This window comes from Micromonospora humidisoli, assembly GCF_016900955.1.
Taxonomy (GTDB): Bacteria; Actinomycetota; Actinomycetes; order Mycobacteriales; family Micromonosporaceae; genus Micromonospora; species Micromonospora wenchangensis.
Genome location: NZ_JAFEUO010000004.1, coordinates 184,454 through 196,327 on the forward strand (window position 1 = coordinate 184,454; position 11,874 = coordinate 196,327).

The 11,874-nt window shown below is 72.9% G+C and carries 12 protein-coding genes; 3 read left to right on the plus strand and 9 right to left on the minus strand.

The genetic code is table 11. From position 1 onward, the window contains the following. Positions 1-97: 97 nt before the first annotated feature. From JQN84_RS15620 to JQN84_RS15630, 3 genes are read right to left on the minus strand one after another with little or no spacing between them, the layout of a single operon-like run. The gene (locus JQN84_RS15620; protein ID WP_204959116.1) at positions 98-583 is read right to left on the minus strand and encodes a YcxB family protein; all 486 of its coding nucleotides are present in this window, start codon (positions 581-583) and stop codon (positions 98-100) included. Between the two features lie 35 nt (positions 584-618). After that, entirely contained in the window at positions 619-1,053 is a 435-nt protein-coding gene (locus JQN84_RS15625; protein WP_204959117.1) for a VOC family protein, read from the minus strand. Positions 1,054-1,090: 37 nt separating this feature from the next. After that, positions 1,091-1,480, minus strand: coding sequence for a VOC family protein (locus JQN84_RS15630; RefSeq protein WP_204959118.1), 390 nt, complete (start codon positions 1,478-1,480; stop codon positions 1,091-1,093). A 162-nt stretch (positions 1,481-1,642) separates the two neighbouring features. Here JQN84_RS15630 and JQN84_RS15635 point away from each other — a divergent pair, with 162 nt between their 5' ends. Continuing rightward, a complete protein-coding gene (locus JQN84_RS15635; protein ID WP_204959119.1) occupies positions 1,643-4,495 on the plus strand; it encodes an aconitate hydratase in 2,853 nt (950 codons plus the stop codon). A 76-nt stretch (positions 4,496-4,571) separates the two neighbouring features. Here the strand turns inward: JQN84_RS15635 and JQN84_RS15640 are convergent, their stop codons facing one another. The 4 genes from JQN84_RS15640 to JQN84_RS15655 all read right to left on the minus strand — a co-directional run bounded on the left by JQN84_RS15640 (position 4,572) and on the right by JQN84_RS15655 (position 8,738). Beyond that, a complete protein-coding gene (locus tag JQN84_RS15640) occupies positions 4,572-5,180 on the minus strand; it encodes a GTP-binding protein (RefSeq protein ID WP_204959120.1) in 609 nt (202 codons plus the stop codon). Continuing rightward, complete coding sequence (locus tag JQN84_RS15645; protein WP_088645633.1) at positions 5,161-5,547, minus strand: DUF742 domain-containing protein; 387 nt, start codon at positions 5,545-5,547, stop codon at positions 5,161-5,163. Before JQN84_RS15645 ends, JQN84_RS15640 begins: the two co-directional genes overlap by 20 nt. 5 nt (positions 5,548-5,552) lie before the next feature. Further along, complete coding sequence (locus tag JQN84_RS15650; RefSeq protein ID WP_204959121.1) at positions 5,553-5,975, minus strand: roadblock/LC7 domain-containing protein; 423 nt, start codon at positions 5,973-5,975, stop codon at positions 5,553-5,555. A 93-nt stretch (positions 5,976-6,068) separates the two neighbouring features. Beyond that, on the minus strand, positions 6,069-8,738 hold the full coding sequence (locus JQN84_RS15655; RefSeq protein WP_204959122.1) for a sensor histidine kinase: 2,670 nt from the start codon (positions 8,736-8,738) through the stop codon (positions 6,069-6,071). Positions 8,739-9,013: 275 nt separating this feature from the next. Between JQN84_RS15655 and JQN84_RS15660 the strand changes: the two genes are divergently transcribed. Next, positions 9,014-9,262, plus strand: coding sequence for a DUF2630 family protein (locus JQN84_RS15660; RefSeq protein WP_088645025.1), 249 nt, complete (start codon positions 9,014-9,016; stop codon positions 9,260-9,262). A gap of 47 nt (positions 9,263-9,309) precedes the next feature. Here JQN84_RS15660 and JQN84_RS15665 read toward each other — a convergent pair whose 3' ends face one another. Continuing rightward, positions 9,310-10,239: a serine protein kinase RIO gene (locus JQN84_RS15665; protein WP_204959123.1), complete on the minus strand. Its 930-nt coding sequence runs from the start codon at positions 10,237-10,239 to the stop codon at positions 9,310-9,312. Positions 10,240-10,394: 155 nt separating this feature from the next. Then, on the minus strand, positions 10,395-11,042 hold the full coding sequence (locus JQN84_RS15670; protein ID WP_204926116.1) for an HAD family hydrolase: 648 nt from the start codon (positions 11,040-11,042) through the stop codon (positions 10,395-10,397). A 231-nt stretch (positions 11,043-11,273) separates the two neighbouring features. Here JQN84_RS15670 and JQN84_RS15675 point away from each other — a divergent pair, with 231 nt between their 5' ends. Further along, positions 11,274-11,846, plus strand: a complete 573-nt coding sequence (locus tag JQN84_RS15675) for a TetR/AcrR family transcriptional regulator (protein ID WP_204959124.1) — start codon at positions 11,274-11,276, stop codon at positions 11,844-11,846. Positions 11,847-11,874 lie beyond the last annotated feature (28 nt).

The window sequence follows — 11,874 nt, forward strand, 5'->3', positions numbered from 1 at the left end:
TGAACGTCGACCACTGCCGCACCCCTTCCGACCCGACCTCGAACCCTACCCGCGCCGGATGGCCGGGCGGTCCCCCGGAAAAGGCGGTGCGGTGCGGTCAGCGGGGTGCGAGCAGGCCCCGGGCGGTCATGAAGGCGTGCAACGTCGCGGCGTCCTCGGCGGACATCAGCCAGCGGGGGATCACCGTCGCCGGCATCCGGCCGACGTACACGATCCAGAAGTCGCCCGCCTCCCGCACCTGGGCCACCCCGTCCCAGGCGATGCCGCCGGACTCCGAGCCGCTGCGCATCATGATGTTGTCGTCGGTGATGTCGTAGCCGCCCTCGACCGCGTAGTCGTCGGAACGGCGGCGGGCCCGCCAACGCACCCAGGGCGCGTAGAGCATCGACAGCAGCCCGCCCACGAGCAGCACCAGCCACAGCGACGAGAACCGGCCGCCCCGGGAGACGAGCAGGCCGGCCGCCCCGGCCGCCGTCAGCGCCGCGCCGATGAGGGTGAACCGGCGCAGTCGGACGCTGCTGAGCGCGGCGGCCACCCGGCCCGGGTAGGCGGGGTCGGCGGGTACGTCGAAACGGATGTGCACGGCGGAAACGATAGTGCGCCCCCGGCGGCGGTGGCTCAGTCGAGGCAGAACTCGTTGCCCTCGACATCCTGCATCACCAGGCACGACTCGTTGTGCCCGTCGGCGGTCAGCAGGCGTACCCGGGTCGCGCCGAGGGCGACCAGCCGGGCGCACTCCGCCTCCAGCGCGGCCAACCGCTGTTCACCGACCAGGCCGGGGCCGACCCGCACGTCGAGGTGCAGCCGGTTCTTGACCACCTTGCCCTCGGGCACCCGCTGGAAGAACAGGCGTGGGCCCGCGCCGGTGGGGTCGACGCAGGCGAACGCGGAGCCCTGCCGCTCGGGCGGCAGGGCACTGTCGAACGCGCCCCAGTCGGCGAACCCCGGCGGGGGTGGGGGGACCACGTAACCGAGCACCGCGCACCAGAAGCGGGCGACCCGCTCGGGCTGCGCGCAGTCGAAGGTGATCTGGACCTGCCTGACCGACACCATCGGCACACCGTAGTGGCCGGGTCCGACACGGTGGCGCTCAGCGACCGGGGACCGCCTGACGCGCCGTCCGGTCGGGCAGCGGGGCCACGAACTCCAGCCGGTTGCCGTGCGGGTCGGCGGTGTGGAAGCGGCGCATCCCGGGCAGTTCGTCGTCACCCCAGGTGACCGGGTGGCCGGCGCGGGCCAACCGGTCGGCGAGCGCGTCGAGGTCGGGACGCAGCAGGGCGGGGTGCGCCTTGCGGGCCGGCCGGAAGTCGACCTCGACGCCGAGGTGCAGTTCGGCGTCGTACCCGGTGAACCAGCAGCCGCCACGGGCGGCGAGGGCCGGCGGTTTGGGTTTCTCGGTCAGACCGAGGATGCCCACGTAGAAGGCCCGGGAGGAATCCTCGGAACCGGGCGGACAGGCAAGCAACACATGATGGATCATGGTGGCACCTCCTCGTCCCGAACCCTGGCACGAGGTTGCACGAATAGCAAGACGGACGTACGGTTTTGTTGGAAGACGACGAATCGGCAGTAAGTGTCACCTAACCTGGGCGGCCCTCCGCCCGGTGCGACAGACTGCTCAGGACTACTCACGGTCGCTGGTGTGAAGGAGTACGACGTGGCGAGCCTCGACACCTTCGGTGCGAAGACCCAGCTACGCGTCGGAGACGCGAGCTACGAGATTTTCAGGATCAGCCAGGTGCCGGGGCACGACAGACTGCCCTACAGCTTGAAGATCCTGTTGGAGAACCTGCTGCGGACCGAGGACGGCGCGAACATCACCGCCGACCACATCTCCCAGCTCGGCTCCTGGGACCCCACCGCCGACCCGAGCGTGGAAATCCAGTTCACCCCGGCGCGGGTGCTGATGCAGGACTTCACCGGCGTACCCTGCGTGGTCGACCTGGCCACCATGCGTGAGGCGGTCCGCGAACTCGGCGGCGACGCCACCAAGGTCAACCCGCTGGCCCCGGCCGAGCTGGTCATCGACCACTCGGTCATCGCCGACCTGTTCGGCCGGGAGGACGCCTTCGCCCGCAACGTCGAGCTGGAGTACGAGCGCAACAGGGAGCGCTACCAGTTCCTGCGCTGGGGCCAGACCGCGTTCAACGAGTTCAAGGTCGTCCCGCCCGGCACCGGCATCGTGCACCAGGTCAACATCGAGTACCTGGCCCGGACGATCATGGAGCGCAACGGCCAGGCCTACCCGGACACCGTCGTCGGCACCGACTCGCACACCACCATGGTCAACGGCCTGGGCGTGCTGGGCTGGGGCGTCGGCGGCATCGAGGCCGAGGCCGCGATGCTCGGCCAGCCGGTCAGCATGCTCATCCCCCGGGTCGTCGGCTTCAAGCTGTCCGGCGAGATGCCGGCCGGCACCACCGCCACCGACCTGGTGCTCACCATCACCGAGATGCTGCGCAAGCACGGCGTGGTCGGCAAGTTCGTCGAGTTCTACGGCCCCGGCGTCAGCGCCGTACCACTGGCCAACCGGGCCACCATCGGCAACATGTCCCCCGAGTACGGCTCCACCGTCGCGATCTTCCCGATCGACGCCGAGACCGTCCGCTACCTGGAGCTGACCGGCCGGGACGCGTCCCAGGTGGCGCTGGTCGAGGCGTACGCCAAGGAGCAGGGCCTCTGGCACGACCCGGACCACGAGCCGGCGTACTCCGAGCGCCTGGAGCTGGACCTGGGCACCATCGAGCCGTCCCTGGCCGGGCCCAAGCGCCCGCAGGACCGGGTGCCGCTCGGGACCGCCAAGACGCTGTTCCGCTCGGCGCTGACCGACTACGTCGCCGACGACTCCGCCGGCGAGCGCGACCTCAAGCCCGGCGTCGCCCGCGAGCAGCTGCCCCGGGGCGCGAACGGCCCGGCCGACCAGGCCAGCGCCGAGTCGTTCCCGGCCAGCGACCCGCCGGCCAACGACTTCAGCGACCCCGCCGACGAGCCGCGCGACCTGGAGACCGCCGCCGTCGGCGCCGGGGGCCGGGCCAGCAACCCGGTCCGGGTCACCGGCAGCGACGGCGTGGAATACGAGCTGGACCACGGCGCGGTGGTCATCGCCGCGATCACCTCGTGCACCAACACCTCCAACCCGCAGGTGATGATCGGTGCCGCGCTGCTGGCCCGCAACGCCGTCGACAAGGGCCTGAGCCGCAAGCCATGGGTCAAGACCACGCTCGCGCCCGGCTCCAAGGTCGTCATGGACTACTACGAGCGGGCCGGCCTCACGCCCTACCTCGACAAGCTCGGCTTCAACCTGGTCGGCTACGGCTGCACCACCTGCATCGGCAACTCCGGCCCGCTGCCGGAGGAGGTCTCCGCCGCCGTCAACTCCGGCGACCTGGCCGTCGTGTCGGTGCTGTCCGGCAACCGGAACTTCGAGGGCCGGATCAACCCGGACGTCAAGATGAACTACCTGGCGTCTCCGCCGCTGGTGGTGGCGTACGCGCTGGCCGGCACGATGGACATCGACCTGGCCAACGAGCCGCTCGGCGAGGACACCGAGGGCAACCCGGTGTTCCTGCGCGACATCTGGCCCAACACCGCCGAGATCCAGGACGTCATCGCCCAGGCGATCGGCGCGACCGGGTTCAGCGCCGCGTACGCCGACGTGTTCGCCGGGGACGAGCGCTGGCAGTCGCTGCCCACCCCGACCGGCGACACGTTCGCCTGGGCCGACGACTCCACCTACGTGCGCAAGCCCCCGTACTTCGAGGGCATGCGGCAGGAGCCGAGCCCGGTGGTCGACATCGCCGACGCCCGGGTGCTGGCCAAGCTGGGCGACTCGGTGACCACCGACCACATCTCCCCGGCCGGCGCGATCAAGGCCGACTCCCCCGCCGGCCGGTACCTCGCCGAGCACGGCGTGCCGCGCCACGAGTTCAACTCGTACGGCTCCCGCCGGGGCAACCACGAGGTGATGATCCGGGGCACCTTCGCCAACATCCGGCTGCGGAACCAGCTCGTCCCGGGTGTGGAGGGTGGCTTCACCGTCAACCACCTCACCGGCGAGCAGACCACCATCTACGACGCCTCCACCGCCTACCAGGCCGCCGGCGTCCCGCTGGTCATCCTGGCCGGCAAGGAGTACGGCTCCGGCTCGTCGCGGGACTGGGCGGCCAAGGGCACCATGCTGCTCGGCGTCCGGGCGGTCATCGCCGAGTCCTACGAGCGCATCCACCGGTCCAACCTGATCGGGATGGGTGTGCTGCCGTTGCAGTTCCCGGTGGACACCACCGCCGAGTCGCTCGGCCTCACCGGCACGGAGACCTTCTCCATCACCGGAGTGACCGCGCTCAACGACGGCGACACCCCGCGTACGGTGCGGGTCAGCACCGACACCGGCGTGGAGTTCGACGCGGTGGTCCGGATCGACACCCCGGGCGAGGCGGACTACTACCGCCACGGCGGCATCCTCCAGTACGTGCTGCGCCGCATGATCGCCAGCTGACGTACCCCCTGCACGGAACGGGCCCCCTCCGGTCGCGGAGGGGGCCCGTCGCGTCGGCGCGCGGTGCGGTCCGTGCTCAGCCGCCACCCGCGCGCCGGCGGGACTCGCGGGTCTTCATCGCGTGCTCCAGCAGGGTGATCAGCACGCCACGGCCGGACTCCCGCTGCCGGGCGTCGCAGAGCAGCAGCGGCACCTCCGGGTCCAGGTCCAGCGCCGCGCGGATCTCGTCGAGGCCGAACCGGCGCGCGCCCTCGAAGCAGTTCACCGCCACCACGAACGGGGTGCCCCGCCCCTCGAAGTAGTCGATGGACGGGAAGCAGTCGGCCAACCGCCTGGTGTCGGCCAGCACCACCGCGCCCAGCGCCCCCACCGCCAACTCGTCCCACAGGAACCAGAACCGGTCCTGCCCGGGGGTGCCGAAGACGTAGAGGACCAGGTCGTTGCTGATGGTGATCCGGCCGAAGTCCATCGCCACCGTGGTGGTGCTCTTACGTTCCACACCGGACAGGTCGTCGACGCCGATCCCGGTCTCGGTCAGCACCTCCTCGGTACGCAGTGGACGGCTCTCGCTGACCGCCCCGACCAACGTCGTCTTGCCGGCCCCGAAACCGCCCGCCACCAGAACCTTGAGCGCGGTGGGCAGCACCCGCGCCCCCGCCGGACGTTCAGAGTGCCCGTAGTCCATTGATCACCGCCTCGTAGATGCTCTCGTCGTTGACACCGGCCGGCTCCCGGGGTTCCTGTACCCGGACCAGGTCCCGCGCCACCAGGTCACCGAGGAGCACCCGTACGGTGCCCACCGGTAGGTCCAGTCGGGCGGCGATCTCGGCCACCGACTGCATGCGTTGGGTCAGCGCCACGATCGCCACGTGCTCCGGGCCCAGCCCGGCCTCCTCGACCGCGTTCGTCCGGGTCGCCGTGACCAGCGAGATCAGGTCGAACGAGCCGGTCACCGGGCGGGCCCGACCCCGGGTGACCGCGTACGGGCGGACCACCGGGCCCGCGTGCTCGTCGACCCACTGTTCGTCTGCGGGGTCGCCGTCACCGGCCATCGCGGTCAGTTCCCACCGGACGGCTGATCGATGCCCCGGGCCGGCGACGCCACGTACTTGCCCACCCGGGCGACGAGCATCGCCATCTCGTACGCGATCAGGCCGACGTCGGCGTCCGTGCCGGCCAGCACCGCCAGGCACGCGTTCGGCCCGGCCGCGGTGACGAACAGGAACGAGGACTCCATCTCGATGATGGTCTGCTGGACCTGCCCGCCGCCGAACCGTTTCCCGGCACCCCGGGCCAGGCTCTGGATGCCGGCGGCCATCGCGGCGAGGTGTTCGCCGTCGTCCCGCCCCATCCCCTCGGACGCGGCCATCAGCAGGCCGTCCGTAGAGAGCGCGACGGCGTGCTCGGCCTGCTTGACCCGGCTGACCAGATCGTCGAGCAACCACGTCAGGTCGGCACCGGATGCCGTCGTCTGGCCCACTCGTCGTCCTCTTCCCCGGCGCGTACGCCGTGCTCGTTGCCGTCCCGTGCCCGTTGCCGTCCCGTCGGCGGTGTCGCAGCCGTCGCGACGCCGTCAGCCCGCCGGGTTGTCCGCGTCGTCCGGCCGCTCGCCGGAACGGGTGCCCTCCGACAGCCGGGCCGCGTCGCTGCGGCCGCGTCGGGTACCCGACTGGTAGGCGCTCATCAGTTGGCGTACCTGCTCGGGGGCGCGCCGCGGGGCACCCGCGGCCGCGGTCTCCCCGGTGCCCGGGGCGGCCCGCAGCTCGGGTGCCAGGCTCGCCTGACGCACCCGCACCGGCAGGCCCGCGTCGGTCACCGGCCCCTCCACAGTAGGCGACGGTGGGTCGACGCCGTCGTCCGCCGTCCGCCCGTCCCCGGTCGCCCGGTCGGCCGGGTCGGGACTGCCCGACCGGTCCGTGGCCGGCCCGGTGCCGACCGGCCCGGCAGCCGCCGGGACGGGTCCGGGGGCCGCCGTCCACGGGTCGCCGGGTCGGGCCGGGCCGGTGGCCGCAGGGTCCGGGGTGGACGGTCGGACGCCGGTGATCGGCAGGCCGGTCGGGACGGTCGGCCCGTGCAGCGCGTCACTGACCGGCGGCGGCGCGGAGGTCGGGCCGTCCGGCTGACGCGGCGGCCGCTTGCGGGAGCGGGCCGGCAGCCCGGCCGGGGTCAGCGCGCCCGACGGCGGGACGGCCCACGGGGCCGTCGACGACGTGGTCCCGCCGGCCGGTGACGGAACCTCCACGCCCGGCGCTGCCACGGTGACCGGCGACGGGGTGACCGGCGACGGGGCCTCACCGGCCGACGGGGCGGCGGGGGTGGCCGGGCCGGCGGCGAGGACCGGCTGGGCGCCGGACGGGCTCGGATCACCGGGCACGACCAGCTCCGACGGGATCAGCACCACGGCGGTCGTGCCCCCGTACGCGGACTCCTTGAGCTGCACCTTCACCCCGTGCCGCTCGGTCAGCCGGCTCACCACGTACAGGCCGAGGCGGGCGGCGTCGGCCAGGTTCAACTCGGAACGGTCGCCGATCCGGCGGTTCGCCGCGGCCAGTTCCTCACCGGTCAGCCCCAGGCCACGGTCCTCGATCTCGATGGCGTACCCGGCGGTCACGAGTCGACCCCGCACCTCCACCGTGGTGGTCGGCGGCGAGAAGGACAGCCCGTTCTCGATCAGCTCGGCGAGCAGGTGGATCACGTCACCGACCGCCCGGCCGGCGAGCGCGACCGGCCCGAGCGGCAGCACGTCCACCCGGGTGTAGTCCTCGACCTCGGCGACCGCGCCACGCACCACGTCCACCATGGGCACGTTGCGCCGCCACGCCCGGCCCGGGGTGGCGCCGGAGAGCACGATCAGGTTCTCCGCGTTGCGTCGCATCCGGGTGGCCAGATGGTCCACCCGGAACAGGTCTTCAAGCTCCCCGGCGTCGTGTTCGCGCCGTTCCATCGCGTCGAGCAGGGTGAGCTGGCGGTGCACCAGCGCCTGGGTGCGCCGGGCCAGGCTGAGGAACACCCCGCGTACGTTGCGCCGCAGCTCGGCCTGCTCCACGGCCGTCCGGACGGCGGTCTCCTGCACGGCGTTGAACGCCCGCCCGAGCTGGCCGATCTCATCGTCGCCGAAGTCCAGGGGTGGGGCCTCGCGGGCCACGTCGACGTCCTCGCCACGGCCGAGCCGGTCCACCACCCCGGGCAGCCGCTCGTGGGCCAGCCGCAGCGCGGCGTCACGTAGCCGGGCCACCTGGCGGACCAGGTGCCGGGCGGTGCTGATCGACACCACGATGGAGGCGATCACGGCGATCAGGCCGAGGCCGGCGGCGAGCACCAGCCGGACGATGACGCCCACCGCGACCGGAGTGGCCCGGTCGATCAACGCGTCGCCGATGATCACCCCGAAGTCCACCTGGGCCTGCATCGCCGGCCCGACGGTCGACTGCCACTCCTGCGCGGTCAACGGCAGGGTGCTCCCCGACCGGGACTGCTGGATCACCCGGTCCTCCAGGACCCGGAACCGGGTCACCGCGTCGGAGCCGGCGAGCTGGTCGTAGCGGACCCGGTCGGCCGGGGACAGTTCGCCGGCCGCCTCCGCGGTCTGGTAGCGCTGGGCGCCGACCAGTTGGGCGAAGCGGGCGTACTCGTCGCCGGTCATCCGGCCCGCCGCGAGTACCCCGGTGATCAGCGCGTCCTGCTGGGAGATGAGCTCCCGAACCTGGTAGAGGTCGACCAGGGTCTCGCTCTCCGCGGCGATCCGCGGGTCGTCGAGCTGGCCGAGCGAGCCGTACATCCGCAGCACCGCGGCGAGGATGGCGGTGTACGCGGCCGACGCCTCGACCCGGTTCACCCCGGCGTCGCGCACCGACTCCCGGACGCCGGTGAGGCCACTGAGCCCGGTCAGCACCTCGTCCACCCGGCGGCGGGTGTCCTCCCCGGTGGCCAGTTCGGCCTGCCAACTGCCCACCGACGTGCCGAAGTCCTCCGACACCCGGTCGGTGCGCTGCCACTGGGCGGTCAGCGCGTCGAGCTGCGGCTGGCCGCGTTCGCCCAGGTAGGCGTTGGCGAGCCGACGCTCGTCCTGCAACGCGGTGAGCAACGACTGGCCCGGGTCGGCCACCCGGCTGTTGAGCGTCTGGACGAACAGCAGGGTGAAGCCGTCACGGACGGTCACCCAGGCCGCGAAGGACCAGAGCGCGACGAGCGAGGTGAGCAGGGCGACGATTTTGGTACGCAGACGCGTGCTGCCGGAACCCATCACACCGCCCCCGGGCCGGACCGTGGCCGCCGGACGCCCGACGCGTCACGACACACCTGAACCCGGCGCACGCTAGCAGTCGGCACCACCATCGCTCAAGCCATGCTGATCATGGAAGCGGGGCCGGTGCCGCAGGTCGGAGGCGATGGTGACCACCATGGATGGTACCGACCGACGGTGGGGGCAGGCCCGCCGGCACAACGGACGGGTCGGTCGCCGCTGCGGCCGGCCCCGATCGCGGGCGCGACCGACCCCGCTGTGCCAGGCTCAGGGGCATGGACGACAAGAGCATCCTGCACCGGATCTCGGAACTGGTCGACGAGGAGCACCGGCTCCGGTCGGCGGCCCAGGCCCACGAATCCGGCACCGACGACGAGGCCAAGGAACAACTGCGCGCGCTGGAGGAGTCCCTGGACCAGTGCTGGGACCTGCTGCGTCGCCGCCGGGCGGCCCGGGAGGCGCACGGCGACCCGGAGGCGCAGGGCGCCCGACCGGTGTCGGAGGTCGAGCGTTACCTCCAGTGAACGCCCGACGCCCCGGACGGCCGGCAGCCGCCCGGGGCGTCGCCGCGTCAGCGCACCCCCGCCTCCCGCAGCAGCAGCCCGGTGAGGGTGGCCGGGTCGGTGTCGGCGGCGGGGAGCCCCCGGGCGGTGAACCAGGTGGCCATCACCCGCACGTCGCGGGCGAGGAACTCCGGCCCCTGCGGGTTGGCCACCACGTCGACCACCTGCGGGAGGTCGATCATGACGAGCCGCCCCGCGTGCACCAGCAGGTTGTACGGCGACAGGTCGCCGTGGGCGTAGCCGGCCCGGGCCAGCACCACCAGGGCGTCCACCAGTTGCTCCCACAGGGAGCGCAGCGGGGCCGGGTCGGGGCGCAGCTGGGCCAGCCGGGGCGCGGCGGTCCCCTCGTCGGGGTCGCCGACGAACTCCAGCATCAGCTCGGTGCCGAGCAGCTGCACCGGGTACGGCACGGCGATCCGTCCGGATTCCGCCCCGATCTCCCAGAGCCGGGACAGCGCGGCGAACTCGGCCGCCGCCCACTGTCCGGCGATCATCTGCCGGCCGAACGCCGTCCGGCCGGCCATCGCCCGGTTCTCCCGGGACCGGCGCACCCGGCGTCCCTCCAGGTAGCCGGCGTCGCGGTGGAAGAGCCGGTGCTGGGCGTCGCGGTACCGCTTGGCGGCCAGCAGGCAGGACCGGTCGGTGTCGGGCACCGCCCGGCGGACGAGGTGGACGTCCGCCTCCTTGCCGGTCTTGAGCACGCCGAGGTCGGTGTCCCGGGCGGCCAGCTCGGTGACCAGCCACCGCGGGTGCGGCTCGGGTCCGTGCACGGCCTGGTCCCAGGAGGACCAGTCGTCCTCCGGCTCGGGTCCGGGTTCGTCCTCGGGTGCGGTACGGGCCGGCTGCCGGCCGTACGTCAGGAAGGGTGTCTCGTCGTCGTCGAAGCGGCTCCTGCCGCGGCCACGGCGCTGCGGCGCCGGGAGGTCGTGTTCGCGCACGGTGCTGGTGATCCCTTGATCGAGGCTGATGGAGGCAGGTGGTACGACCCTGCGAAGACGGCCATGACCGACCCCCCTTCCTCGACCGGGCCCCGCCCGGCTGCGCGTGCGCGCCGGCCCATGCTGGCCGACGCCCCGCGCGGGACACAACCGATTTACCCGCCGGCGAGCACCACCGAGACGGCCGCGATCAACGAGTCGACGGTACGGGTCGGGGCGAACCGGGTGTCGGTCCAGCTGCGGCCCCGGTGCAGCCAGACGCTGGGCAGGCCGACCGCGGCGGCCCCGCCGATGTCCGCCTCCGGGCTGTCCCCCACCACCCACGCGCCGCGCAGCGGCAGCCGGGCCCGCTGGGCGGCCAGCGCGAAGATCCGGGGGTTGGGCTTGCTGACGCCGGCCTCCTCGGAGATCACCCAGTCGGCGACGTAACGGTCCAGGCCGGTCTGCCGGATCTTGGCGTCCTCCAGCCGCACCGAGCCGTTGGTGACCACCACCGGCAGCCACCCGGCGTCGTCGGCGATCCGCAGCGCGCAGGCGACCAGCGGGTCCAGCCGGGTATAGCCGACCACCCCGTCGTGCAGCTCCTCGACCAGGTCGATGGAGGGGATACGCAGCGCGTACCGGTCCCGGATGGCGTCGGCGATGTCCCACCTGTCGGTCAGCCCGTCGGCGTCGATGGACAGCAGCCAGTCGATGTCGGTGGCCGGCGCACCGATCTCGGCCAGGAAACCCTCGGCCCAGGCGCGGAACGGCCCGGCCCGGTCGAGCAGGGTGTTGTCCAGGTCGAGCAGGAGCAACGGCACTGAGGCACCTTACGGGAGAGGGGACCGCCGCCGACAGGGTCGAGCCGCCCCTCGTCGACCGTCGGGCAGCCGGGGGCGGGCGGGGGCGGTGCACGGGTGGGGGGAGGTGACCGGGGCTGTCGCCACCTGCCGATCCTAACCGGACGCGCGTCCGGCAGGCCGAGGTGACGGATCAATAGCAAGCCGTACGTACGGTTTGCCTTGCGCACGGTCACCTGCGACGATCAACCCGTGCCCAGAGTAAGTCAGGACCAGCTCGACGCGCGCCGCCAGGAGATCCTCGGCGCGGCCCGGGCCTGTTTCGCCAGGCACGGCTACGAGGGCGCCACCGTGCGCCGGCTGGAGGAGGCCACCGGGCTGTCCCGGGGCGCCATCTTCCACCACTTCCGCGACAAGGACTCCCTCTTCCTCGCCGTCGCCGAGGACGACGCCGCCGTGATGGTCTCCACGGTGGCCCGCAACGGCCTCGTCCAGGTGATGCGGGACCTGCTGGCCCGCGCGGTCTCCCCGGACACCACCGGCTGGCTGGGCAGCCAACTGGAGGTGTCCCGCCGGCTCCGCACCGACCCGGCGTTCGCCAGCCGGTGGGCGCAACGGTCGGCCGCCATCGCCGAGGCGACCCGGGACCGGCTCGTGCGGCAACGCGAGGCCGGGGTGCTCCGCGAGGACATCGACATCGACGTGCTGGCCCAGTTCCTGGAGCTGGCGTACGACGGGCTGGTGCTGCACCTGGCGATGGGCCGGCCCGCCGGCGATCTCGGTCCGGTGCTGGACCTGGTCGAGGAGGCTGTCCGCCGCCGCTGACCTTGCCCGTGGCCCGGCAGGTCTCGGC